At 75.3% G+C, this 24,600-nt stretch carries 22 protein-coding genes; 11 read left to right on the top strand and 11 right to left on the bottom strand.

The annotated features are described in order from the left end of the window. Positions 1–39 precede the first annotated feature (39 nt). The gene (locus BLU55_RS12720) at positions 40–597 is read right to left on the bottom strand and encodes a PaaI family thioesterase (RefSeq protein WP_231916861.1); all 558 of its coding nucleotides are present in this window, start codon (positions 595–597) and stop codon (positions 40–42) included. Next, entirely contained in the window at positions 594–1,004 is a 411-nt protein-coding gene (locus tag BLU55_RS12715) for a winged helix-turn-helix transcriptional regulator (RefSeq protein WP_091730278.1), read from the bottom strand. The genes BLU55_RS12720 and BLU55_RS12715 overlap by 4 nt, the downstream gene beginning before the upstream one ends. Before the next feature lie 137 nt (positions 1,005–1,141). On the opposite strand from BLU55_RS12715, the gene BLU55_RS12710 reads away from it, so the two are divergent. The 9 genes from BLU55_RS12710 to BLU55_RS12670 all read left to right on the top strand — a co-directional run bounded on the left by BLU55_RS12710 (position 1,142) and on the right by BLU55_RS12670 (position 12,635). Next, positions 1,142–2,503: an MFS transporter gene (locus tag BLU55_RS12710; RefSeq protein WP_091730275.1), complete on the top strand. Its 1,362-nt coding sequence runs from the start codon at positions 1,142–1,144 to the stop codon at positions 2,501–2,503. A 45-nt stretch (positions 2,504–2,548) separates the two neighbouring features. Beyond that, complete coding sequence (locus BLU55_RS12705) at positions 2,549–3,151, top strand: TetR/AcrR family transcriptional regulator (protein ID WP_331713522.1); 603 nt, start codon at positions 2,549–2,551, stop codon at positions 3,149–3,151. Then, the gene (locus BLU55_RS12700) at positions 3,148–3,966 is read left to right on the top strand and encodes a TIGR03084 family metal-binding protein (RefSeq protein ID WP_091730273.1); all 819 of its coding nucleotides are present in this window, start codon (positions 3,148–3,150) and stop codon (positions 3,964–3,966) included. The genes BLU55_RS12705 and BLU55_RS12700 overlap by 4 nt, the downstream gene beginning before the upstream one ends. After that, the gene (locus tag BLU55_RS12695) at positions 3,963–5,753 is read left to right on the top strand and encodes an acyclic terpene utilization AtuA family protein (protein ID WP_231916860.1); all 1,791 of its coding nucleotides are present in this window, start codon (positions 3,963–3,965) and stop codon (positions 5,751–5,753) included. Before BLU55_RS12700 ends, BLU55_RS12695 begins: the two co-directional genes overlap by 4 nt. Further along, positions 5,750–6,916, top strand: a complete 1,167-nt coding sequence (locus tag BLU55_RS12690; RefSeq protein WP_091730270.1) for an acyl-CoA dehydrogenase family protein — start codon at positions 5,750–5,752, stop codon at positions 6,914–6,916. The genes BLU55_RS12695 and BLU55_RS12690 overlap by 4 nt, the downstream gene beginning before the upstream one ends. Further along, complete coding sequence (locus BLU55_RS12685) at positions 6,913–8,529, top strand: acyl-CoA carboxylase subunit beta (protein WP_091730267.1); 1,617 nt, start codon at positions 6,913–6,915, stop codon at positions 8,527–8,529. Before BLU55_RS12690 ends, BLU55_RS12685 begins: the two co-directional genes overlap by 4 nt. An 8-nt stretch (positions 8,530–8,537) precedes the next feature. Then, a complete protein-coding gene (locus BLU55_RS12680) occupies positions 8,538–10,556 on the top strand; it encodes an acetyl/propionyl/methylcrotonyl-CoA carboxylase subunit alpha (protein ID WP_091730265.1) in 2,019 nt (672 codons plus the stop codon). Further along, positions 10,553–11,713 carry an acyl-CoA dehydrogenase family protein gene (locus tag BLU55_RS12675; RefSeq protein WP_091730262.1) on the top strand — a complete coding sequence of 387 codons (1,161 nt, stop codon included), beginning with the start codon at positions 10,553–10,555 and terminating at the stop codon, positions 11,711–11,713. The genes BLU55_RS12680 and BLU55_RS12675 overlap by 4 nt, the downstream gene beginning before the upstream one ends. A gap of 166 nt (positions 11,714–11,879) precedes the next feature. After that, positions 11,880–12,635 (top strand): enoyl-CoA hydratase family protein, encoded by a 756-nt coding sequence (locus BLU55_RS12670; protein ID WP_091730259.1) that lies wholly within the window; start codon positions 11,880–11,882, stop codon positions 12,633–12,635. 17 nt (positions 12,636–12,652) lie between these two features. Here the strand turns inward: BLU55_RS12670 and BLU55_RS12665 are convergent, their stop codons facing one another. The 5 genes from BLU55_RS12665 to BLU55_RS12645 form a co-directional block, all read right to left on the bottom strand. Continuing rightward, complete coding sequence (locus tag BLU55_RS12665) at positions 12,653–14,083, bottom strand: alkaline phosphatase PhoX (RefSeq protein WP_091730256.1); 1,431 nt, start codon at positions 14,081–14,083, stop codon at positions 12,653–12,655. A gap of 89 nt (positions 14,084–14,172) precedes the next feature. Next, positions 14,173–14,784: a hypothetical protein gene (locus tag BLU55_RS12660; protein ID WP_091730254.1), complete on the bottom strand. Its 612-nt coding sequence runs from the start codon at positions 14,782–14,784 to the stop codon at positions 14,173–14,175. A gap of 307 nt (positions 14,785–15,091) precedes the next feature. After that, complete coding sequence (locus BLU55_RS12655) at positions 15,092–15,748, bottom strand: hypothetical protein (protein WP_172833910.1); 657 nt, start codon at positions 15,746–15,748, stop codon at positions 15,092–15,094. A 63-nt stretch (positions 15,749–15,811) separates the two neighbouring features. Continuing rightward, positions 15,812–17,017 (bottom strand): pyridoxal phosphate-dependent aminotransferase, encoded by a 1,206-nt coding sequence (locus BLU55_RS12650; protein WP_091730248.1) that lies wholly within the window; start codon positions 17,015–17,017, stop codon positions 15,812–15,814. Between the two features lie 56 nt (positions 17,018–17,073). Beyond that, on the bottom strand, positions 17,074–18,330 hold the full coding sequence (locus BLU55_RS12645; RefSeq protein WP_091730245.1) for a GNAT family N-acetyltransferase: 1,257 nt from the start codon (positions 18,328–18,330) through the stop codon (positions 17,074–17,076). A gap of 115 nt (positions 18,331–18,445) precedes the next feature. Between BLU55_RS12645 and BLU55_RS12640 the strand changes: the two genes are divergently transcribed. Beyond that, positions 18,446–18,904 carry a hypothetical protein gene (locus BLU55_RS12640; protein WP_091730243.1) on the top strand — a complete coding sequence of 153 codons (459 nt, stop codon included), beginning with the start codon at positions 18,446–18,448 and terminating at the stop codon, positions 18,902–18,904. 178 nt (positions 18,905–19,082) lie between these two features. On the opposite strand, the gene BLU55_RS12635 is transcribed toward BLU55_RS12640, so the two are convergent. Next, on the bottom strand, positions 19,083–19,733 hold the full coding sequence (locus BLU55_RS12635; protein WP_091730239.1) for a LuxR C-terminal-related transcriptional regulator: 651 nt from the start codon (positions 19,731–19,733) through the stop codon (positions 19,083–19,085). Continuing rightward, positions 19,730–22,072: a sensor histidine kinase gene (locus BLU55_RS12630; RefSeq protein ID WP_091730236.1), complete on the bottom strand. Its 2,343-nt coding sequence runs from the start codon at positions 22,070–22,072 to the stop codon at positions 19,730–19,732. The genes BLU55_RS12635 and BLU55_RS12630 overlap by 4 nt, the downstream gene beginning before the upstream one ends. A 169-nt stretch (positions 22,073–22,241) precedes the next feature. Between BLU55_RS12630 and BLU55_RS12625 the strand changes: the two genes are divergently transcribed. Next, the gene (locus tag BLU55_RS12625; RefSeq protein ID WP_091730234.1) at positions 22,242–23,741 is read left to right on the top strand and encodes a potassium/proton antiporter; all 1,500 of its coding nucleotides are present in this window, start codon (positions 22,242–22,244) and stop codon (positions 23,739–23,741) included. Between the two features lie 15 nt (positions 23,742–23,756). On the opposite strand, the gene BLU55_RS12620 is transcribed toward BLU55_RS12625, so the two are convergent. Together BLU55_RS12620 and BLU55_RS12615 are read right to left on the bottom strand one after the other, a co-directional pair. Further along, a complete protein-coding gene (locus BLU55_RS12620) occupies positions 23,757–24,275 on the bottom strand; it encodes a LytR C-terminal domain-containing protein (RefSeq protein ID WP_157682847.1) in 519 nt (172 codons plus the stop codon). Further along, entirely contained in the window at positions 24,272–24,574 is a 303-nt protein-coding gene (locus BLU55_RS12615) for a type II toxin-antitoxin system VapB family antitoxin (protein ID WP_091730231.1), read from the bottom strand. Before BLU55_RS12615 ends, BLU55_RS12620 begins: the two co-directional genes overlap by 4 nt. Between the last annotated feature and the right edge of the window lie 26 nt (positions 24,575–24,600).

The following is a 24,600-nucleotide window of genomic DNA, read 5'->3' as shown; positions in this document are numbered from 1 at the left end:
GGGTGCGGGCCGCGCCCCGTCGCCCCGTCCGCGAGCCGCTCAGCCGGTCGGCAGGTCGAAGACGAGCAGCGTGCTGGAGCAGGTGGCGACCACGGCCCCCGACGCGTCGGTGACCACGCCCTCGGTGAAGCCCACCCGCGAGCCGGCCTTCACCACCGTGCCGACGGCGGTGAGCTGCCCGCTGGAGGCCCGGACGGCCTTGAGGTAGCTGACCTTGATCTCGACCGAGGTGTAGCCCTTGCCGGCCGGCAGCGTGCTGTGCAGCGCGCACCCGGCGACCGAGTCGAGCAGCGTGCAGACCAGCCCGCCGTGCACCGCCCCGATCGGGTTGTACGCCGACTCGTCCGGCGTGCAGGTGAACTCCACCCGCCCCGGCTCGGCGGCCGTGAAGTCCATCTGGACCAGCTGTGCGATCGGCGGCGGCGGGATCCTGCCCTCGACCATGGCGTGCAGGTAGTCGATCCCGGCCATGGCCAGCCCGGCCTGGGCCGAGCGCAGCGGGTCGTGCCAGGTGACGGTGCGCGAGCGCGGCTCGCCCCAGTCGGGGGAGTCGGGGGACTCGGGGGCGGTCGTCGCGGGGTCGGTCACGTCGGTCACGGGCTCTCCTGGGGGGTGGCGGGGTCGACCCAGCGGCGTCGCCGGTGTCGGGGCAGGTCGGGGTCGTCGGGGTGCACGGCGTGGACCCGGCCCCAGCCGACGAGGGCGTCGAGCACCGGCAGCAGGTCGCGCCCGGCGTCGGTGAGGTGGTAGTCGAAGCGGTCCGGGCCGGACTGGTACTGCCGCCGCTCCAGCACCCCGGCCGCCACCAGGCTGCGCAGCCGGGCGGTCACCCGGTCCCGGGGCGCGCCGGTGCCGGCGACGATCCCGGAGAAGCGGTGCTGGCCGAGCGCCACCTCGCGCACCACCAGCAGCGCCCACCGCTCGCCGACGACCTCCAGCGACGCGGCCATCGGGCACGGTCGGCCGGGCAGGGCGGCGAGCGGGGCCAGCGGGACGGTGGGCATGGGGCTCCGAGCGGGTCGCGGGGTGGCCGGGGGCAGGGACAGCGGGGGGCACGGGGTGGTCGTGCGGGCGTTTCGCTGCTACGTTGCCGCGAGTGAGTTCGGAAGTCAAACCGACCCCCCGTCCGCCCCTCGACGCCGTGCGTCCCGAGCGGCCGGTGCTGCTCGTGGCGCTCGGGACCGCGCTGGTGCTGGTCACCTACGTGACCCCGATGTCGACCGTGCCGGCGACCGCCGCCGACCTCGGGTCGGGGTCGGGTGCCCGTGCCTGGATCCTCAGCTCGATGAGCGTCGGCCTCGCGGCGGGCCTGCTGGCCAGCGGGGCGCTGGGCGACGCCCGCGGCCGCCGGAGGGTGTACGTCGGCGGCCTGGCCGTCATGGGCCTCGGGGCGCTGCTGTGCGCGCTGGCCCCCGTCAGCGCGGTCTTCGTCGGGGCCCGCGTCGTGGAGGGCCTCGGCGGCGCCGCGGTCCTCTCCTGCGGGCTGGCGATCCTGGCCCACACCTTCACCGACCCCGTCGAGCGCGGCCGGGCGACCGGCGTGTGGGGCGCGAGCGTGGGCCTGGGCATCACGGTGGGCGCGCTCCTGGCGGCCGGCCTCGACGTCGGCACCGGGTGGCGCGAGGGCTACGCGCTGACGGCCGTGCTCGTGCTGGCCCTCGTGGTGCCGAGCGCTCGCGGGCTGGGCGAGTCGCGGGCGGCCCACCCGAGGCGGCTGGACGTCGCGGGGACGATCGCCCTCGCCGGTGGCCTCACGCTCCTGGTCGCGGGCCTGACGGGGATCCGGGCGGGGCTCTCGCCGCTCGTCGTCGCGCTGCTGGCGCTGGCGGTGGCCTCGCTGGTCGCCTTCGTGGTGGTCGAGCGCCGGGTCGCCGAGCCGATGGTGGAGCTGCGGCTGCTGGCCGAGCCGGGGTTCCTGGCCGCGACGGTCGGGGCCCTGGGGGTGGGCCTGGGGATCATCGCGATGACCTCCAACGTGCCGCTGGTCGTGCAGCTCGGCCTGGGGGAGGGGGTGTGGACCGCGACCTGGCTGATCCTCGTGTGGTCGGCGACCAGCGTGGGCACCTCGCTGCTGGTGCGCCGGGTCGCGCTGCCGCTGTCGGGCTCGGCCACGCTCGGCGTCGCCCTCGTCGTGGTCGGCGCCGGCCAGCTCCTGGGGCTCGGCCTCACCACGGGCTCCTCGGCCTGGCGGCTGGTGCCGGCGCTGGCGGTCGCGGGCCTGGCCACCGGGGTGCTCAACGCGGGCCTGGGGCGCGAGGCGGTGGCCCACGTGCCGCCCGACCGGGCGGCCATGGGGTCGGGCACCAACAACACCGCGCGCTACCTCGGGGCCGCGTGCGGCATCACGCTGTTCTCGGTCCTGGTCCAGCACGCCGGCCCGGGCGCCGGTGCCGCCGCGGTGGTCGACGGCTGGCAGGTGGCGGTGGTGGTCGCGGCCGCGCTGTCGTGGGCCGCGGCGGTCGTCGTGCTCGTCGCCGCGCGGCGCGGCGCGCGGACCCACTAAAAGTCAGTCTTGACTGTTTGTTGGTGAGCGGGCGAGGATCGCCCGGTGACCACGACGCGGGTGCCCCAGGAGCAGCGCACCCGCGCCATGCGGCAGCGGCTGCTCGAGGCCACCATCGAGTGCCTGGTCGAGCACGGCTGGTCCGGCACCTCCACGACGCTGGTCTCCCAGCGCGCCGGGGTGAGCCGCGGGGCCCAGCTGCACCACTTCCCGACCAAGAGCGACCTCGTCCTCGCGGCGGTGGCCCACCTGAGCGAGGTCCGCGGCGAGGAGCTGCGGGCCGCCGCGGCGGGGCTGCCGACGGGCAGGCGACGCACGCGCGCGGTGCTGGAGATGTTCGCCGACCACTTCACCTCGCCGGTCTTCTCCGCCGCGCTCGAGCTGTGGGTGGCGGCGCGCACCGACCCCGCGCTGCACGCCGCGGTGCTGCCGCTGGAGCAGCGGGTGGGCCGCGACGCCCACCGGATCGCCGTCGCCGCGCTCGGCGTCGACGAGAGCCGTCCCGGCGTCCGCGAGCTGGTCCAGGGCACCCTCGACCTGGTGCGCGGCCTGGGCCTGGCCAACACGATCAGCGACGACACCGCCCGCCGGGGACGCATCCTCGCGGCCTGGGCGCAGACCCTCGACGCCGCCCTGGAGGCCGCATGAACGTGCTGGAGCAGGTCCTCGCCGACCTGGAGGCGGAGGGTGCGCAGCTCGAGCGGCTGGTCGCCGACCTCGACGAGACCGGCTGGCGCACGCCGACCCCGGCGCCCGGCTGGGACGTCGCCACCCAGGTCGCCCACCTGGCCTGGACCGACGACGCCGCGGTCGCCGCCGCCACCAGCAAGGACGTCTGGGACGCACTGGTGCTCCGCGCGCTGGAGGACCCCGACGGGTTCGTCGACGCCGAGGCGCTGGCCGGCGGTCGGGTGCCGCCCGCCGACCTGCTGGCCCGGTGGCGGGCTGGCCGCGCGGCCCTGGCCGCCGCGCTGCGCAGCGCCCCCGAGGGACGGAGGATGCCGTGGTTCGGGCCGCCGATGAGCGCCACCTCGATGGCCACCGCCCGCTTCATGGAGACCTGGGCGCACGCGCTCGACGTCGCCGACGCGCTCGACGCGGTGGTGCTCCCGACCGACCGGATCCGCCACGTCGCCCACCTGGGGGTGCGGACCCGCGGGTTCGCGTTCGCCACCCACGGGCTGCCCGCGCCGACCGAGGAGGTCCGCGTCGAGCTGGTCGCGCCGTCGGGCGAGGCCTGGACCTGGGGCGACGAGGCGGCCGAGCAGCGGGTCACCGGGTCGGCGTACGACTTCTGCCTGCGGGTGACCCAGCGCCGCCACCGCGACGACCTCGACCTGACGGCGGTGGGGCCCGTCGCCGACCGCTGGCTCGACCTCGCGCAGGCCTTCGCCGGCCCGCCCGGACCGGGCCGCGCGCCCGGCGCCACGGGTCTCGACGACCCCGCGGGCCCGGTGGCGTGAGCCTCCCCGACGCCGCGCGGCCCCTGGTCGTCGCCAACTGCAGCGGCTTCTACGGCGACCGGCTCTCGGCCATGCGCGAGGTGCTGGAGGGCGGGGCACCCCTCGACGTGGTCACCGGCGACTACCTGGCCGAGCTGACGATGCTGATCCTGGGCCGTGACCGGCTCAAGGACCCCTCGACGGGCTACGCCCGGACCTTCGTGCGGCAGGTCGAGGACTGCCTCGGCCTGGCGCTGGAGCGGGGCGTGCGGCTGGTCTCCAACGCGGGCGGCCTCAACCCCGCCGGCCTCGCGGCCCGGCTGCGCGAGGTGGCCGACGGGCTCGGCCTCTCGCCGTCGATCGCCTGGGTCGACGGCGACGACCTCGCGCCCCGCGCGGCCGAGCTCGGGCTCGACGGCGCGCTCACCGCCAACGCCTACCTCGGCGGCTTCGGCATCGCCCGGGCGCTGGAGGCCGGCGCCGACGTCGTCGTGACCGGTCGCGTCACCGACGCGTCGGTGGTCGTGGGCCCCGCCGCCTGGCACCACGGCTGGACGCCCGCCGACCTCGACCAGCTCGCCGGGGCCGTCGTCGCCGGCCACGTGGTCGAGTGCGGCACCCAGGCCACCGGGGGCAACTTCTCCGGCTTCCTCGAGCTGGCCCGCGACGCCCGGCCGCTCGGCTTCCCGATCGCCGAGGTCGCCGCCGACGGCAGCAGCGTGATCACCAAGCACGACGGCACCGGCGGGCTGGTCTCGGTCGACACCGTCACCGCGCAGCTGATGTACGAGGTGCAGACGACCGCCTACCTCGGCCCCGACGTCACCGTCGACCTCACCTCGGTCGTGCTGCACCAGGAGGGCCCCGACCGGGTGCGCGTCTCCGGGGTCCGCGGCCTCCCCGCGCCCGCCCGGCTCAAGGTCTGCGTCAACGAGCTCGGCGGCTGGCGCAACCAGCTCGAGCTGGTGCTGACCGGTCTCGACCTCGACGAGAAGGCCGCCTGGGTGCGGGCGCAGCTCGAGCCGCGCCTCGGTGCCGCCGAGGTCACCTGGTCGCGGACCCGGGCACCGCAGGAGGACGCCGACACCGAGGAGGGGGCCTCGTGCCTGCTGCGGGTCAGCGTCAAGGACCCCTCGCCCGACCCCGTCGGCAAGGCCTTCACCGCCGTCGGCGTGGAGCTCGCGCTGGCGTCGTACCCCGGCTTCACGCTCACCTCGCCCCCCGGCCCCGCCGTGCCGTACGGCGTCTACCGGCCGGCGTACGTCGACCGCGACGTCGTCACCCACACCGTGCACCTGCCCGACGGCACGACCGAGGTGGTCCCCGAGACCGGACCCTTCGGGACACCCTTCGAGACAGGACCCTTCGAGACAGGACTTCGTCCTTCCTCAGGGAACGGGGGGAACTCGGGGAGCGAGGCGTCGTCCGAGGTGGGGTCGGTCCCGGAGGAGGGGGCGCGGCAGCCGTCTCGAAGGGTCCCGCTCGGCACCTTCGTCCACGCCCGGTCCGGCGACAAGGGCGGCGACGCCAACGTGGGCCTGTGGGCCCGCTCGGGCGAGCTGCAGGAGGCGCGCGGGCGGTGGCTGGCCGGCTTCGTGACGCCCGCACGCGTCAAGGCGCTGCTGCCCGAGGCCGCCGACCTCGAGGTCGAGGTGGTCGGGCTGCCCAACCTGCACGGCGTCAACGTGCTGGTGCGCGGCCTGCTCGGCGACGGGGTGGCCGCCTCGACCCGGTTCGACCCGCAGGCCAAGGCGCTGGGCGAGTGGTTGCGCTCGCGTCACGTCGACGTCCCCCAGGAGCTGCTGTGACCCTTCGACACGCTCAGGGACCGGGAGCCTGGACCGACGAGCAGCGCGCGCTGCAGGAGTCGACGGCCGAGCTGGTGCGCCGCGAGGTGCTGCCCCACCTGCAGGACTGGGAGGACGCCGGGGAGATCCCGCGCTCGCTCCACCAGGCCGCGGCGAGGGCCGGCCTGCTGGGCCTCTCCTTCCCCGAGGCGGTCGGCGGCGAGGGCGGCACCCTGCTCGACTCCGTCGCGCTGCAGGAGGCGTTCTTCGCCGCGGGCGGGTCCTCGGGGCTGGCCGCCGGGCTGTTCACCGCCGGCATCGCGCTGCCGCACCTCGCGGCCCGCGGCACCCCCGAGCAGGTCGACCGCTGGGTGCGCCCGACCCTGGCGGGGGAGCTGATCGGTGCGCTGGCCGTCACCGAGCCCGGCGGCGGCTCCGACGTCGCGCGCCTGCGCACGACCGCAGTGCGCGACGGCGACCACTACGTCGTCAACGGCACCAAGACCTTCATCACCAGCGGGGTGCGGGCCGACTTCGTGACCACCGCGGTGCGCACCGGCGGCCCCGGTCACGGCGGCATCAGCCTGCTCGTGGTCGAGAAGGGCACGCCCGGGTTCACCGTCGACCGCTCGCTGGGCAAGATGGGCTGGCACTGCTCCGACACCGCCGAGCTGGCGTACGCCGACGTGCGCGTCCCCGTCGCGAACCTCGTCGGCGAGGAGCACAGCGGCTTCGTCCAGATCGCCGAGCAGTTCGTCGTCGAGCGGATCGCGCTGGCCGTGCACGCCTACGGGATCGCGGCGCGGTCGCTGGCGCTCGCCGCGGCGTACGCACGGGAGCGGGAGACCTTCGGCCGCCCGCTGGCCAGCCGCCAGGTGGTGCAGCACCAGCTGGTCGAGATGCACCGGCAGGTCGAGACCGCCCGCGTCTACACCCGCCACGTCGCCGCGCGGCACGTCGCGGGGGAGGACGTCGTCGCGGAGGCCTGCCTGGCCAAGCAGACGGCCGTCGAGGCCTGCGACCACGTCGTCGACCGGGCGGTGCAGCTGCACGGCGGCACCGGCTACCTGCACGGGACCGAGGTGGAGCGGCACTACCGCGACTCCCGGATCCTCGGCATCGGAGGAGGAGCGACCGAAGTGCTGACCGACCTGAGTGCCCGCCTGCTGGGGTACACCGCATGAGCGCCGTGGACGACGTCGCGGCCGACCGGCGCGCGTCGATGCTCGGCAAGATCGCCGAGCTCGAGGCCGAGCAGGCCAAGGCGGTGGCCGGCGGCGGGCCGAAGTACGTCGAGCGCCACCACGCCCGCGGCAGGCTGCTCCCGCGCGAGCGGATCGAGCTGCTCGTCGACCCGGGCAGCGCGTTCCTCGAGCTGAGCCCGCTGGCCGGCTGGGGGTCGGACTTCGCGGTCGGCGCCAGCCTGGTCACCGGCATCGGCGTCGTCGAGGGCGTGGAGTGCCTCATCACCGCCAACGACCCGACGGTCAAGGGCGGCGCGAGCAACCCGTGGACGGTGCGCAAGGGCTTCCGGGCGGCGCAGATCGCCGAGGAGAACGGCCTGCCGACGATCTCGCTGGTCGAGTCCGGCGGCGCCGACCTGCCGACCCAGAAGGAGATCTTCATCCCCGGCGGCAAGGTCTTCCGCGACCTGACCCGCTCCAGCGCCCGCAAGCAGCCGACGATCGCGCTGGTCTTCGGCAACTCGACCGCGGGCGGCGCCTACGTGCCCGGGATGAGCGACTACACCGTGATGGTCAAGGGGCAGGCGAAGGTGTTCCTCGGCGGGCCGCCGCTGGTCAAGATGGCCACCGGCGAGGAGTCGGACGACGAGTCGCTGGGCGGCGCCGAGATGCACGCGCGGACCTCCGGCCTCGCGGACTACCTCGCCGTCGACGAGCACGACGCCATCCGGATCGGGCGGCGGATCGTGGCGCGGCTCAACCCCGACCGGTGGTCCCCGACGAGCCCGGCCGCCAGCGCGGGCCCTGCGGCGTACACCGAGCCGGCGCTGGACCCCGACGACCTGCTCGACCTGATCCCCACCGACCTCAAGGAGCCGTTCGACCCGCGCGAGGTGATCGCCCACCTGGCCGACGGCGTCTCGCCGACCAACGGCCAGGTCTTCGACGAGTTCAAGCCGCTCTACGGCGCGTCGCTGGTCACCGGGTGGGCGCGGATCCACGGCCACCAGGTCGGCATCCTCGCCAACGCCCAGGGCGTGCTGTTCTCCGAGGAGGCGCAGAAGGCGACGCAGTTCATCCAGCTCGCCAACCAGGTCGACGTGCCGCTGCTGTTCCTGCACAACACGACCGGCTACATGGTCGGGGCGGAGTACGAGCAGGGCGGCATCATCAAGCACGGCGCCCAGATGATCAACGCGGTCAGCAACAGCACCGTGCCCCACCTGACGGTGGTCCTCGGGGCGTCGTACGGCGCGGGCAACTACGGGATGAACGGTCGCGCCTACGACCCGCGGTTCCTCTTCACCTGGCCGAGCGCCAAGTCGGCGGTGATGGGCCCGGCGCAGCTGGCCGGGGTGATGGAGATCGTCGCCCGGCAGTCCGCGGAGTCCCGCGGCCAGACCTTCGACGCCGAGGGGTTCGCCGGCATCAAGGAGCTCGTCGAGGCCCAGATCGAGGAGCAGAGCATGCCGTTCTTCCTCTCCGGGATGCTCTACGACGACGGCGTCATCGACCCGCGCGACACCCGCACGGTCCTGGGGATCTGCCTGTCCGTGATCACCTCCCACCACCGCGTCGAGGGCACCAGCCGCTTCGGGGTGTTCCGCACGTGAGGAGCGACATGACCATCACCCGGCTGCTCGTGGCCAACCGCGGCGAGATCGCGCGGCGCGTGTTCGCGACCTGCCGCCGGCTCGGCATCGAGACCGTGGCGGTGCACTCCGACGCCGACGCGGGGCTGCCGTTCGTCGGCGAGGCCGACGTCGCGGTCCACCTGCCGGGCTCCACCCCGTCCGAGACCTACCTCCGCGCCGACCTCGTGGTCGACGCCGCCCGCCGGGCCGGGGCCGACGCGGTGCACCCGGGCTACGGCTTCCTGTCCGAGAACGCCGGCTTCGCCCGCGCGGTCCTCGACGCCGGCCTGACCTGGGTGGGCCCGACGCCGGCGTCGATCGAGGCGATGGGCTCCAAGATCAAGGCCAAGCGGCTGATGGCGGCCGCGGGCGTGCCGGTGCTGACCGACCTCGACCCGGGCGCGGTCTCCGAGGCCGACCTGCCGGTGCTGGTCAAGGCCTCGGCCGGTGGCGGCGGCCGCGGCATGCGGGTGGTGCGCACGCTCGACGACCTCGCGGAGGCGGTGGCGGGCGCGCAGGCCGAGGCGGCCTCGGCGTTCGGCGACGGCACGGTCTTCGTGGAGGCCTACCTCGAGCACGGCCGCCACGTCGAGGTCCAGGTCGTGGGCGACGCGCACGGCGGCGTGCTGGTGCTGGGCGAGCGCGACTGCTCGGTCCAGCGACGCCACCAGAAGGTCGTCGAGGAGGCGCCGGCGCCCGGCCTGTCCGACGACGTGCGGCGCACCCTGCACGCCGCGGCCCGCAGCGCCGCCGAGGCGATCGGGTACGTCGGCGCCGGCACGGTGGAGTTCATGGTCTCCGGCGACCGGGTCGCCTTCCTGGAGATGAACACCCGCCTGCAGGTCGAGCACCCCGTCACCGAGGCGGTCTTCGGCGTCGACCTCGTGGAGCTGCAGCTCCAGGTCGCCGGGGGGCTCGACCTCCGGTCCCCGAGCAGGTCGCGCGGCGACGGTCCCGAGGGGCCGGTCGGGCACGCCATCGAGGTCCGGCTGTACGCCGAGGACCCCGCCGCCGACTACCGCCCCCAGAGCGGCACGCTGGCCGGCTTCGAGGTCCCGGACGTCGACGTCTGCTTCGGTCCGCTGACCGGGCCGGGGATCCGGCTCGACTCCGGGTTCGCGACCGGCGACGAGGTCTCCACGCACTACGACGCGATGCTGGCCAAGGTGATCGCCTGGGCGCCGACCCGCGAGCTGGCGGCGCGACGGCTGGCCGGGGCGCTGCGCCGGGCGCGGCTGCACGGCGTGCGCACCAACCGGGACCTGCTGGTGGCGGTGCTGACGCACGAGGCGTTCCTGGCCGGCGAGCTGTCGACGGAGTTCCTCACCACCCACCCCGAGGTGCCGCGCGGACGCAGCGGCGACCGCGAGCCCCTGGCCCTCGCCGCGGCGGTCATGCTGGCCGAGCGCGACCGCCTCGCCCGCCGGGTGCAGCGGGGTGCGCCGGTCGGCTGGCGCAACGTCGTCTCCCAGCCCCAGCGGACCGTCCTGGAGGCGCCCGACCTGGACGGGGAGCCACGGGTCGTGGAGTGGCACGCCGGCCGCGACGGCTACCGCCACGCCACCCGCGACGACCTGGTCGTGGTCAGCGCCGCGCCCGACCTCGTGGTGCTGGAGGTCGACGGCGTCCGCACGCAGACGCGCGGACACATGTCCCCGACCGCCGCGCCCGGCCAGCGTGAGCTGCTCCTCGACGGCGGACTCGGGTCCGCGCGTCTGCGCGAGGTGCCGCGCTTCGTCGACCCCGCCGACGTCCTGGCGGAGGGGTCGCTGCTGGCGCCGATGCCTGGCACGGTGGTGGGCGTCCCCGTCGCCGAGGGCGCGCCGGTCAGCGCGGGCCAGGCGGTCGTCGTCCTGGAGGCGATGAAGATGCAGCACACGATCAAGGCCCCCGTCGACGGCGTCGTCACCGACCTCGTCGCCGCCGGGGTGCAGGTGGCGGCGGGCGACGTGCTCGCCGTGGTCACGAACCAACCAGCAACGCACGAGGAGCAGGAGACGGCATGAGCACCTTCACGGAGTCCGAGGAGCGACTGGCGCTGCGCCGGGAGGTCGCGAAGCTGGCCTCGACGTACGGCCGGGAGTACTTCACCCGCTGCGCCCGCGAGGGCGAGAAGACCACCGACCTGTGGCTGGCCATCGGCAAGGCCGGCTTCCTCGGGGCCAACATCTCCGAGGCGTACGGCGGCGGCGGCGGTGGCATCGGCGACGTCGCGGCCGTCTGCGAGGAGCTGGCCGCCCAGGGCTGCCCGCTGCTGATGATGGTGGTCAGCCCGGCCATCTGCGGCACCGTCATCGAGCGGTTCGGCACCGAGGAGCAGAAGCAGCGCTGGCTGCCCGGGATCTGCGACGGCACCGCGACGATGGCCTTCGCCATCACCGAGCCCGACGCCGGCACCAACACCCACAACATCACGACCACCGGGCGCCGCGACGGCGACGAGTGGGTGCTCAACGGCCGCAAGGTGTGGATCTCGGGCGTCGACGAGGCCGACCACGTGCTGGTGGTCGCTCGGGTCGGCGACGACCGCACCGGCCGGGTCAAGCCGGTGCTCTTCGTCGTCCCCACCGACGCCCCCGGCTTCGAGGCCCACCCGATCCCGATGGAGATCGTCAGCCCCGAGAAGCAGTTCCAGGTCTTCATCGACGACGTCCGGCTGCCCGCCGACGCGGTGGTGGGCGACGAGGACGGCGGCCTGGTGCAGCTGTTCGCCGGGCTCAACCCCGAGCGCATCATGGCGGCGTCGTTCTCGACCGGCCTGGCCCGGTTCGCCCTCGACAAGGCCGCGGCGTACGTCAAGGAGCGGGAGGTGTGGGGCACCCCCATCGGCGCCCACCAGGGCATTGCGCACCCGCTGGCCCAGTCGAAGATCGAGATCGAGCTGGCCCGCCTGATGACGCAGAAGGCCGCGGCCCTCTACGACTCCGGCGACGACGCGGGTGCGGGCGAGGCCGCCAACATGGCCAAGTACGCCGCCGCCGAGGCCGCCTGCGACGCCGCCGACCGCGCCGTGCAGTCCCACGGCGGCAACGGCATCACCCAGGAGTACGGCGTCGCCGGCCTCCTCGTCGCCGCCCGCGCCGGCCGGATCGCCCCCGTCAGCCGCGAGATGATCCTCAACTTCGTCGGCATGCACTCCCTCGGCCTCCCGAAGTCGTACTGAGGCCGGCGCCCAGCCCGGCGCCGCACGGCGCCGCACCGCACCGCATGTAACGCTCCGTTGCTGTCACCGAGTGACCGCCACGACGGGTGTACGCCGCTGGTAACGGAGCGTTACATGCGCCGACCCGCCCCGCCCCGCCCCGACACGCTCGCCCCCGGAGGACCGCATGACCGACGCCACCCTGGTGAGGTACGACGTCCGCGACGCCGTCGCGACCCTGACGCTCGACTCGCCGCACAACCGCAACGCCCTCTCGGCGGCGCTCGTGACGCAGCTGTTCGACGGCCTCGACCGGGCGGCGGCCGACGAGGAGGCGCGGGTGGTGGTCGTCCGCTCGGCGGACCGGGTGTTCTGCAGCGGGGCCGACCTCAAGGAGGCCGGCGCGGGCGGCATGGACGAGGGGGCGCGGGCCCTGGTCGCCCTGCAGCGCCGTCTGGTGACCCACCCCAAGCCCGTCGTCACCCGGCTCGCGGGGCCGGTGCGGGCGGGTGGGCTGGGCATCGTGGCCGCCAGCGACGTGGTGCTGTGCAGCGACGACGTGACCTTCGCCTTCACCGAGAGCCGGCTGGGGCTGGCCCCCGCGGTGATCTCGCTGACGGTGCTGCCGCGGCTGACCAGCCGGGCAGCGGCTGACACCTTCCTCACCGGGCGCACCTTCGGGGCCGACGAGGCGGCGACGATGGGCCTGGTCACCCGGTCGGTGCCGCCGGAGCAGCTCGACGCCGCCGTCGAGGAGGCCTGCGAGGGCCTGCGCCAGGCCCACCCGCAGGGGCTGCGCGAGACCAAGGCGCTGCTCGCGCGCGACCTGGTGGCCCACATCGACGCCCGCGCCGAGGAGATGGCCAGCCTCAGCTCGCGGCTGTTCGCCTCCGACGGGGCGCGCGAGGCGATGGCCGCCTTCCTCGCGCGCCCCCGGGGATGAGCGTCAGGGGCTGAGCCTCAGCGCCGCTTCCACGGCCCCGTCACGGCGAACGTCGTGCCGGGGTCGTAGACGTTGAAGAACATCACCCGGCCACCCGGCGAGAACGACACCCCGGACAGCTCACCGGTGTTGCCTCCGCCGATCTGCTGGCGGTTGCGCGCGAAGACGAACGGGTCGCCTCCGGCGGTCGTGCCGAGCAGGTAGTTCTCGCCCGAGGAGTCCTCGCAGATCATCAGCCCGCCGTACGGCGAGACGCAGATGTTGTCGGGGCACTCGTAGCGGTCGTCGGAGTCGTCTCCGAGGAAGATCAGCTCCAGCGTCAGGGTGTTGCGCCGCGGGTCGTAGCGCCACACCTGCCCGTCGTGGCTGCGCTGCGAGCCGTCCTTGGGTCGCGCGAACGAGGAGACGAAGTACGACGAGTGGTCCGACCGGCCCCACCAGGCGCCCTCGAGCTTCTGGCCGCGGGTGATCGGCTTGGGGTAGTCCTGGGCGCGGGTGGGGGTCTGCGCCGCCGTCGGGTCGGGCACGTCGAGCCACTCGATGTCGCGGAACGTCGTGCCGGCCTCGCGCACCGTGCTGAGGTCCTCCAGCCCCGGGACGTGCAGCGCCTGCAGGTTGCCGCCGGCCCGCAGCGAGCCGTAGCCGCCGCCGGGCTTGTTGGGCACGAAGCGGTAGTAGCTGCCGAGCGGGGCGCCGGAGAAGGCGTCCTCGGTCTCGTAGGCGATGCCGGTGCCGGGGTCGATGGCCACCGCCTCGTGCATGAACCGACCCATGTCCTTGAGCGGGAACGGGTCGGCGTTGCGGGTGTTGTCGTAGGGGTCGACCTCGAAGATCCAGCCGTGGTCCTTCTCGTAGTTGCCCACGCCGGCCTTGTCCTCGGTCTCCTCGCAGGTCAGCCAGGTGCCCCACGGGGTGATGCCGCCCGAGCAGTTGATGGCCGTGCCGCCGAGGCTGACGTACTCGGCGCGCACCTTCAGGCTCGAGCTGAGCAGCAGGTTGGTGGTGCCACCGCCGGCGCCGGGGTCGTACGTCGTGGCGAGCCCCTCGGTCGGCACGAAGTGCTCGGCGTCGGGGTAGACCTCGTGGTTGCGCACCAGCCGAAAGCCGCCACGGGCCGTCTTGAAGCTGCCCATGCCGTCGTGGTTGCTGGGGACCAGGCCGCCGCCGGAGCGCATCGGCTGCCCCTCGCGCGAGAGGATCCGGTAGGAGAACCCGCGCGGCAGGTCGAGGATGCCGCGGGGGTCGCGCACCAGCGGTCCGTAGCCGCGGCGCGGCCCGCGCCGGCCGGCCTCGGGCATCGAGGTGTAGAGCGCGTCGGAGCGGCCGGCCAGGCCGATCGCGAGCCCGGCGGCGCCGGTGCCGAGCAGCAGGCTGCGTCGGGTCAGCGCCTGCGAGCTGCGGCGGAGGTGGTCCTCCAGGTCGGTCGGGCTGGTGTCGTGCTGGGTCATGGTGGGCTCCTCCGAGTCGGGGCGGATGTGTGACCGTAGTCACACATCGTCGTCGGAGTCCACGGGGCCCGGGGCCGGGGACGTCCCGATCAGCCGCGGGCGACCTTCGGTCCGAACACCGGGGCGTCGTACAGCTTGCCCTGGGTGCGGGCGTCGTCGGCGTGCACCGAGCTGCCCGACGCGGTGACCGTCCCGGCCGAGACGCGGACCCACGACGGGCCGCTCAGACAGACCCGCGGGAGCACGACGCGGACCCGCGCGGTGCTGTCGGCGGCATAGGTGATGGTGGGTCGGACGTCGCACGCCTCGAGGTGCTGGTCGAGCCCGGTCAGGGTCGCCCGGCCGGACCAGCGGCCCGGTGCGGCGTCGACGACGAGCTCGCGGCGCACGCCCTCGTCGGTCACCAGGCGGAAGAAGTGGCGCTGCCACGCCCCCGTCCGCACCAGCTTGGCGAAGCCGAGGGAGAGCGTGACCGCCTTGGGGCCGTGGACCACCGTGGCCGAGAGCACGTCACCGTTGCGGTGGTCGGCGTCGACCTTGCCCGGCTTGGCGCCCGTGCTCACCACCACGTCCGAGGCGGCGTCGGCCCCGGTGTGGCTGGCCGCCTCGGCAGCGGTCGGGCCGAGCAGGGTCGCCGCGGCCAGCAGCGGCGCGAGGACGAGCAGGACAGGACGCGCGGCACGGCGACGCGACAGGGGCACAGCAGCTCCCGAGAGCACAGGACGGGTGGGACGACGCGACGCTAGGACGCCCCCGGGGTCGGCGTACGGCGAATTGTGAGGTGGTCTAGCCGGTTCTGGCCCAGCAAGTCGGACTTGTCCGGGCGGGGCAGTTTACCCGGTCGGCCGGGGAAACTGCCCGAGGCCGGGTAGTCCGCGACGTTCGGCATCCCACTGTCCGGTTCGTCCCTGCCGAACGTCGCGGACTACCGACCTCCCCCGGGCGCCACCTCGCGGACTACCGACCTCCCCGGGCGCCACCTCCACCGCCGCACCCCCACCGCAGCCCTCAGCCCCGGCGCACCTTCGGGCCCAGCACGACGTCCTGGCGGACCTCGCCGTCGAGCTGCGCGTCGTCGGCGAACAGGCGGTCGCCGTCCAGCACGCCGGCGCCACCGCCGACCTTCACCCAGCGCGGCGCCGAGAGGCAGCGACGGGGGATGGTCACGCGGACCTCGTCGTCGGCGTACGACACGGTGGTCCGCAGCCCGCGGCAGCTGGTGCGCTCGCCGAAGCTCCACACCCGCTGCCCCTGCGGGCGATCGGCCGAGGTGACGAGGTCGAGCTCGGCGCGCTTGCCCTCGTCGGTGCGCAGGCTCAGGACGTGCACCGCCATCGCGTCACCGGTCACCTCCGGCACCTCGGCCTCGCGCATCACCAGGCGTACGACGTGGCGCCGGTGCTCGACACGGATGCTGGTCACGTCGCCGGCCGTGCGGTCCGGCTCCGGCGTGGTCGGGAGGTCGACCTCCTCGGGGCCCGAGACCACGTCGCCGGTCGCGTCGTGCAGCGTGCGGGTCTGGGCCAGCGCGGGGGCGGTGAGCAGCGTGGTGCAGGCGGCGGCAGCGACGGTGGCGGCCAGGGCGCGGGAGAGGTGACGAGCGGCGATCGCGGGCATGGTGGTCTCCAGGAGGTGGCGGGCCGCGGTCCGGCCCGGTGGATCCACGCTAGGAACGCCCGGCCGCCCCGGACAGCGTCGCGCTGCTCAGCCCGGGCTGAGCACGCGGGCTCAGGCCGAGGTCGGCAGCCAGGCCGCGAGCCGGTCGAGGCCCTCGGCGATCTCGGCGGTGCCGCCCGCGAAGGAGAGCCGGACGAACTCGTCGCCGCGCCGGGTGTCGAAGTCGCGGCCCGGGGCGGTGGCCACACCGGTCTCGGCGAGCAGCCGCAGGCACCAGGCGTAGGAGTCGCCGTCGCGCTCGAGGAGGTGGCCGATGTCGGCGTACACGTAGAACGCGCCGTCCGCGGGCGCCAGCCGGTCGATGCCGAGGGCCGGCAGCCGGTCGAGGAGCAGCCGGCGGTTGGCGGCGTAGCGCGCGACGTGGCCGTCGAGCTCGGCGTACGACTCGGGGGTGAAGGCGGCCAGCGCGGCGTGCTGGCTCAGCGCCGGCGGGCAGATCGTGAAGTTGCCGGTCAGCACCTCGACGGGCCGGCGCAGGTCCTCGGGCACCAGCATCCAGCCCAGGCGCCAGCCGGTCATCGAGAAGTACTTGCTGAACGACCCGAAGACCACGCCCGTGCGCGAGGTCTCCCACGCGGAGCTGGTCGCGACGGTGGCCGGATCGGCCGGGTCGCCGTAGGTGATGCCGTGGTAGATCTCGTCGCTCACCAGGCGTACGCCGCGGGCCTCGCACCACGCGGCGATCCCGGCCAGCTCGTCGGGCGCCACCATCGTGCCGGTCGGGTTGGCCGGCGAGGCGATCACGAGCCCCGCGATCGGCCCCTCGACCGCGTCGAGCAGCTCGACCGTCGGCTGGAAGCGGGTCTCGAGGCCGCAGTCGACCTCGACCACCTCGCAGCCGAGCGCGGCCAGGACGTTGCGGTAGCAGGCGTAGCCGGGCCGGGCCATCACGACGCGGTCGCCGGGCTCGAAGGAGGCCAGGAAGGCCAGCAGGAAGCCGCCGGAGGAGCCGGTCGTGAGGATGACGTCGTCGAGGTCGACCTCGATGCCGCTCGTGCGCCGGTGGTGGTCGGCGACGGCCTGGCGCAGGTTGGGGATGCCGGTCGAGACGGTGTAGCCGAGCACGTCCTGGTCGAGCAGCCGCTTGGCCTCCTCGCGCACGGCCCGCGGCGCCCCCGTCGAGGGCTGCCCGGCGACGCAGTTGACCAGGTCGCCGTGCGACAGCTGACGGCGCTGGGCGGCCGCGAGCAGGTCCATCACGTGGAACGGCGGCACGTCGGCTCGGGTGGCGACCTGGAGGCGGGGGAGGAGGGTCATCGGCTCCATCGTAGGAGCGCCCGCCGACGGCCCCCCTCCGGCGGCCCCGACCCCCCTCAGAAGAAGTCCGGGCACCAGGGCGCCCGGTCGGTGGCGAAGGCGACGGAGGCGGCGGCGACGGCGCCGGGGGTGTGCTCGGTGACGCGGGCGACGCGGTGCAGCTCGGAAAGCCGGGTGCCGCCGAGGTAGACGGTGCCGAGCTCGAGGACGCCCAGGGAGACGTCGGGTTCGGTGTCCACGCGCTCGACCGTTGCGGCGGCGCCCTGGCCCGCGGCCGTCAGCCGCCAGCGGCCGGAGTTGGCGGGGAGGAGGGGGTCGTCGACCCCCAGGACGACGTCGAGCGGGGCGGCGTACGTGCGTGCGCGCAGCGCCGCCGCGACGTCCACCACCCGCACGTAGAGGCCGTCGAGGACCTGGGTGCCGACCGCTCGGGCGTCGCGGACGAGCAGGCGCAGCGGCTCGTCGACGGGACCGCTGCGCAGCCGGAAGCGGCGCACCAGGTCGAGGTCGAGCAGGTAGCGCCACAGCCCCGCGTGCGCCGTCGGCTCCTCGGCCCACAGCTCGCCGATGCGGACCTCGCTGGCGGTCTCGGCGCCGTCGTCCTCCTCCTTGTAGCGGTACGTCGCGAAGCCGTCGGCCTGGCCCGCCTCGTCGTAGTGGACGACGTGGCGCAGCTCGCTGGCCCCGCCGCGCACGTGCTCCGCGTCGTACGTCGCGAAGTCCCAGCCACGCTCGCCGGTGCGGGCCATGGTGCCGGGTCGCGAGGACCGCAGCCGCTCGTGCAGCGGCGCGGCCAGGGCGAGGAACTCCTCGCGGGTGACCTCGTCGACCGAGCCGGCGGTGCGGACGTCGGGCAGGAAGTCGAGCTTGCGGGTCTGGCCCGACAGCACCGCGCGGGTCACCGCGGGGCCGTAGCCGAAGCGGCCGTAGATCAGCGACTCCGAGGCCCACAGCGTCGCCAGCGGCTCCCCGCGGCGGGCGACGTCCTCGAGCTGGTGGCGCATCATCGCGGTGAGCAGCCCGCGGCGGCGGTACGGCGCGTGCACGGTCACCACGGTCACGGCCGCCGTCGGCACGCTCGCCCCGCCGGGCACGACCAGCGCCCGGCTCAGCGCCCCGCAGGTCGCCACCCAGCGGCCGTCGACGGCGAACCCGAAGCTGCGGTCGTTGGCGAACACCGCCCGGTCGAGGCCGGTCTCGTCGGCGTGGAACTCCTCCTGGAAGCCGCGCGCGACGGCGCGCAGCCAGGGGTCGAAGGTGTCGTCCTCGACGTAGGTCAGCTCCGGGGTGGACAGGTGGGGTGCGGGCGACATGGGGCCATTCCAGCCGACTCCACGCCCGGCCACCAACCGGTTTCCGGTCCGCGGGGCGGCTGGGAGCGGTCCGGCAGACTGGCGCCGGCCCGCCCCCCGTCCCGGAAGGACCGCCGTGCGCCCCGTCCCGTCCACCGCCCGTGCGATCCGGTCCGGCGTGCTCGTGGGGGCGCTGGCGCTGGCCCTCGCGGGGTGCGGCTCCGACCCGGAGGAGCAGCCGGCGGCCACGACCCCCAGCGCCTCGGTCGCGAGCGGCGACGCCACCGCGTGCGGCCGGGCGGCCCTCGGCGAGTGGCGCGCGACGCTGCGCCAGGCCCTCGACGCCGACCCCGCCGACCGCGCGGCGCTGCGCGGTGCCGTCCGGGCCGCCCGGGAGCAGAGCGGCTGGTTCGCCGAGCAGGCGCAGAGCCCGGGGCTCGTCCGCGCCTACCGCGAGGCGGCGGCCACCCTCACGGCGTACGCCGCGGCGCTCGCCCCGCCACCGCCCGCGGCCGAGCTGGCGCGGCTGCGCGAGCAGGCCGGGAGCGTGCAGGGTGCCGTGCTCGTCGCCTGCGCGGAGGCGCTCGGCGGCTGAGCCGCCCCCAGGTCGCGTCCTGCCGGCTCGGCCGCCTGCCCCGCGAGGGGCGTGGAAGGGCCCGCCCCGACGAGGCAGTGATCCCGCACCGTCGTGCCGAGGCGGGCCCGAGCCCCCTGCCCGGCCAGGCTAGGCGCGGCTCGCGACCGGCGTCGCCCCTCCCGAACGGGAGCAGCGCTCAGTCGAGGTAGCCGTCGCGGGTCGCCTCGCGGACCAGGCTGCTGGCGTTGGTGACCTCGCGGCCGAGCTCGACGTACTTGCGGCGGACCTCCTTGACGTAGGAGCGCACCGTCCCCTCCTCGATGCCGAGCCGGCGGGCGATCTGCTGGCGGGTGAGGCCGTCGTCGATGCCCGAGAGCGTCTCCACCTCGCGCGGCGAGAGCTGGGCGACCAGGGTCTCGTCGGTGATCAGGGCACGCGCCAGCGTGCTGGTGCAGCCGAAGCCGCCGGCCGCGCACTCCCGGACGACCTCGAGCAGCGAGGCGGCACCGTCGTTCTTCAGGGCCAGGCCGGCGGCGCCGGCGCGCACGGCGCGGCGCAGCTCCACCGGGCGCTCCTCCGAGGTGTGCACCACCACGACCGACCCGCGGGCGGTCAGCTGCGGGATCCAGGAGGTGGACTTCTCGTCCTGGCGCCCGAGCAGCAGGTCGAGCACGACGACGTCGGGGGCGGAGTCCAGCGCCAGCACGGGCGGCACGCTGGTGAAGGAGCCGACGTGGACCAGGCCCGACCCGGGACGGCTGACCAGTCCCTCGATGCCGGGGAAGAGCGCGTCGTGGTTGTCCACCACGGCGACGCTGGTGCGGTCGATGGCGCGTGGATCCCTCATGGCACCTGGGTAGCGGTCGCGGGGGGCGGGGCAGCACCCCCCGATCGGGGGCCCCGGTCGGCGTCGGGCCTGGTCACCTCGAACAGCGCCGTGGTCACGAAGTCGTCGTGCTGCCAGGAGAGCGCGGGGAAGGCCCGTCGCCAGCGCGACAGGTCGTCGGCCGGCACCGACGGCACCACGCTGAGGCGGCCCGCGGAGATCGGCGTGGGCGGCGAGAGCGTCACCCGGTGGTGGCCGGGCAGCGAGGCCAGGAGCTCGCCCAGCAGCGCGCGGGGCGCGGTCGGGAGCAGCTCGTCGCTGACGCCCGCGCGCAGGTCGAGGCGGCCGCCGCGGTCGCGGAAGCCCCGGGCCCGGCGGCGTCCCTCCTCGTCGAAGAAGCCGGGCGCGTAGAGGTGGTCGCGGGTCTCCAGCGCGAGCGCCCGGGCCCGGTCGCGGACCTCCTCGGTCAGCGGCAGCACACCGGTGGCCACGTCGCGCATGAACGGCGCCACGTCGCTGCGAGCGTGCTCGAGGTGGCGCCGGCGGGCCGCCTCGAGCAGCTCGGCGCTGCGCTCCCGGGCCTGGGTGCGGGCCAGCTCCCGGCGCTCGCGGCCCAGCCGTCGGCCGCTGGCCCGGATGGCGCCGCCGAACAGCGACGAGATCACCACCGGCGTGGTGGTCGCGTTGAGCGCGCCCAGCGACCCGACCAGGCTCGCCTCCGGGTCGCGGGCCACCAGCGCCACCACGACCAGCAGGCTCGGCAGGGTGTAGAGCGCGACGTAGCGGCGCGGCAGCGTGAACACCAGCAGCACCATCGGCACCGTGGCGATGCTGATCGGCCAGGACGCGAAGCCCTCGGTGGTCCCCGGCCCGGTCAGCGGCAGCACCACGAGCACGGACAGCGGCGCCGCCACGGCGTACGCCACGCCCATCCGCAGGGTCGGTGGGCGCTCGCGCAGGCGGCGCACGCACGCCCAGGTCCACACGGCGTACGCCGCCGCCGCGAGGTGGAGCAGGACCGGGTGCGGTGCGTCGTGGCTGTAGGTCAGGGCCACGACCAGGTGGCCGGCCAGCAGCGGGTAGGCGATGCGCCCCAGCACCTGCAGCATCCCGGTGTGCGTGACCGCGCCCTCGTAGGTCGCGCGCAGCGTCGCCGAGCGGCGGGCCGCGCGCGACGACGGCGCCGCCGGGGCCGGCCAGCGCAGCTCGACCCGGGTGCCGCCGCCGGGCCGGGGCCCGACCTCCGCCGCGCCGCCGACCTCGACGAGCCGGGAGCCGATGGACTCCGTGAGCCCGAAGCCGGGAGCCTCGTCGGGTCCGGCCGGGACCCCGGTGCCCGCGTCCTCGACGACGACCCGCAGGCCCGTGGCGACGGGGGAGACCCGCAGCCGGGCCCGGTCGACCCCGGCGTGGCGGTCGACGTTGCGCATCGCCTCGCCCGCCGCCCCCTCCAGCGCCTCCAGGACCTCGGCCGGCACCCGCACCGCGGCCACGGCCGGGTCGAGGTCGAGATCCACGTCGACCGGGCTGGCGCGCACCAGCCGGTCGAGCACCCCCTCGAGCGGGGTGGGGCCACCGGCGTCCGGAGCGGCACCGGTCGCGGGTCCGGCGCCGGCCGCCTCGTCGAGCGCGTCCAGCGCCCGCGCGCACTCGCGTCGTACGCCGTCGGCCTGCTGCTCGCCCGCCGGTCCCGGCGGCACCGGGGTGTCGATCACCGAGCGCAGGGCGGCCAGCACGTCGTCGTGGAGCACCCGCCGCACCCGGCCCTCGAAGGTGCGGGCCAGCTCGCGCCGCTGCCGCTCGACCTCGACGGCCGTCAGCTCGCGGGTGGTGGTGTCGGTGCGCCGGGCGGTGGCGAGGAGCGTGCTGACCAGCGCCTGGGCCGTGGCCAGCATGGCGACGTTGAGGGCGAGCAGGACGTAGGAGTCGACCACGTCGTCGGGCGTCTCCAGCAGCACCCCGGCGCCCAGGCAGACCACCACCAGCGGCACCAGCAGTGCGGCGCCCAGGGCCACGACGTCGGCCAGCAGCGCGAGCGCGAGGCCGATCTGGGTGAAGAACAGCAGCGGTCCCTCGCTGGCCACGGTGGTGACCTGGAAGGCCAGCGTCGTCACCACCAGCGCCACCGCGACCGCGGGCGAGGTCTGCTCGCGGGGCCGGGCCAGCGCGAGCCAGGTGAGCACGCCGACCAGGCCGGTGCCGAGCGCGAGCACGTGCGCGCCGCTCCCGGGGAGCGGGCCCGCGGAGAGGGCGGTCGCGAGCGTGCCGACCGACATCAGCCCGCCCACCAGGCACAGCGGCAGGAGCAGCCCGCGACGGGTGGCCGCGAGCGCGGCGCGGGGAGCGGTTCCTGCCGCCATGCCTCACCCCCGGCCCCCGGGACCCGGGCAGTGCCGGGGGATCCCGGCATCCTCCCCGACGCGGGCACCGGAGACGGTGGGCCGCGCGGGTGCGACCACCGAGTGAGACGTGGGGAGGTCGTGGCGCCCTAGACTGGGACACCGCCCCCACGACCGCCGAGGTGCCCCCGTGACACTCGACGTGCACGAGCTGGACCGCTTGCTGCTGGTCGGTGCGGGCGTGCTGCTCCTGGCCATCCTCGCGGTCCGAGTGAGCGTGCGGGCCGGTCTGCCGAGCCTGCTGATCTACCTGTTCATGGGCGTCGCCCTGGGCGAGGCCGGGCTCGGCGTCCGCTTCGACGACGCGGAGCTGGCCCACGCCCTCGGCTTCGCCGCCCTGGTGCTGATCCTGGCCGAGGGCGGGCTCACGACCCCGTGGCCGGAGATCCGGCCGGTGATGCGGATCGGGGTGTCGCTGGCGACCCTGGGGGTCGCCGTGAGCGTGCTCGCGATGGCGCTGGTGGGGCACTACGTCCTGGGCCTGAGCTGGCAGCTGGCCGTGCTGCTCGGGGCCGTCACCTCGCCGACCGACGCAGCGGCGGTGTTCTCGGTGCTGCGGCGGGTGCCGCTGCCCCGCCGCCTCACCGGGTCGCTCGAGGCCGAGTCGGGCCTCAACGACGCCCCCACCGTGGTGCTGGTGACCATCGTCAGCGCGGGCGGCAGCCACGGTGCGCTCGGGTTCGTGGGCGAGATCGCGTTCGAGCTGGTCCTGGGCGTCCTCGGCGGCGTCGTGGTGGGCGCCGGGGGCGCGTGGCTGCTGCGCCGCTCGGCCCTGCCCGCCTCGGGCCTCTACCCGCTGGCGGTGCTCTCCTTCACCGTCCTGGCGTACGCCGGCACGGCCACCCTGCACGGCTCCGGCTTCGCCGCGGTGTACGTCGCCGCGCTGATCCTCGGCAACGCCGAGCTGCCCCACCGCGCGGCCACGCGGTCGTTCTCTGAGGGCGTGGCGTGGCTGGCGCAGATCGGGCTGTTCGTGATGCTCGGCCTGCTCGCGGCCCCGGGCCGGATCTCGGTGGAGACGGTCGTGATCGCGGTGCTGGCCGTGCTCGCGCTGACCTTCGTCGCCCGGCCGCTGTCGGTGGCCGTCGCGACCGTCGTGCAGCCGGTGACCTGGCGGGAGGGGGCGTTCCTGTCGTGGGCGGGCCTGCGCGGCGCGGTGCCGATCGTGCTCACCACCATCCCGCTGGCCGACGCCGTCGACGGTGCCCAGCAGCTGTTCGACATCGTCTTCGTGATGGTCGTCCTCGACACCCTGGTGACCGGTCCGACGCTGCCGTGGGTGGCCCGGGTGCTGGGGGTGGCGCGCCGCAACGAGCCGCGCGACCTGGAGGTCGAGGCGGCCCCGCTGGAGCGGATCGCGGCCGACCTGCTCCAGGTGACCATCTCGCCGAAGTCGCTGATGCACGGCGTGGAGGTGGGAGAGCTCCGCCTGCCCTCGGGTGCCTCGGTGGCGCTGATCGTGCGCGACGGGGCCACGCTCGTGCCGGAGCGGCGCACGGTCCTGCGCCGCGGCGACGACGTCCTGGTCGTCACCCCCCGTGCCGACCGCGAGGCGACCGAGCAGCGGCTGCGCGCGGTCTCGGTCGGCGGCCGGCTCGCCCAGTGGCTGGGGCGCACCCCGCCGCACTGAGCCCGTCCCGAGGCGTCAGCCGACGTCGACGCAGGTGGAGACGGGCGCGGGCAGCTCCATCTTCTGGGGTGCCGACGGGTCCACGGCCCGGAACCGGTCGCCGACGATGACGTCGACCCCGGGGCCGAGGTCCTGCGAGACGATCCGCACCGGCACGCCCTTGCCCATCGCGCGCGCGACCAGCCTCGCGGAGGTGTCGTCGGGCTCGGTGGTCCACACGACGGCCCGGCGGATGGTCTCGCCCTCCGGGGCGTTGCCCGCGTTGCCGCCCCGGAAGCCGGCGTCCTCCAGCTTCTGCAGGGTCTCGCCCGCGAGGCCCGAGCGGGTGCCGCCGTTGAAGACGCTGACCTGCACCTGGCCGCGGGAGACCGTCGTCCGGGTCTGCTTCTCGGCCGCGGTGCAGTCGTCGCCCGAGGCGCTGCCCGTGCCCGGGAACGGCGCGGTCGCCGCCCGGAAGCCGAGCACGGCCATGGCGCCGAGCACGACGACGAGCACGGCCAGGGTCACCCCGGTCGTGACGTGGCGGCGGTTCACGAGGCGTCCGGCACGACGTGGACCCGGGCGTGCAGCACGTGGCGCTGGTGCAGCGCGGCGCGCAGCGCGCGGTGCAGGCCGTCCTCGAGGTAGAGGTCGTCGCCCCACTCGACGACGTGGGCGAACAGGTCGCCGAAGAAGGTGGAGTCCTCGTCCAGCAGCGCGGCCAGCTGGAGGGTGTCCTTGGTGGTGACGAGCTCGTCGAGACGCACCGGCCGCGGGGGCAGGGCGGCCCAGTCACGGGCGGCCAGCCCGTGGTCGGGATAGGGCCGGCCGTCGCCGACGCGCTTGAAGATCACGCGGTCATCATAGGGAGACGCCGTCC

It is taken from the genome of Nocardioides scoriae (genome assembly GCF_900104965.1).
GTDB lineage: Bacteria > Actinomycetota > Actinomycetes > Propionibacteriales > Nocardioidaceae > Marmoricola > Marmoricola scoriae.
The sequence above is the reverse complement of the archived record's forward strand: the minus strand, read 5'-3'. Positions and strand labels throughout refer to the sequence as shown.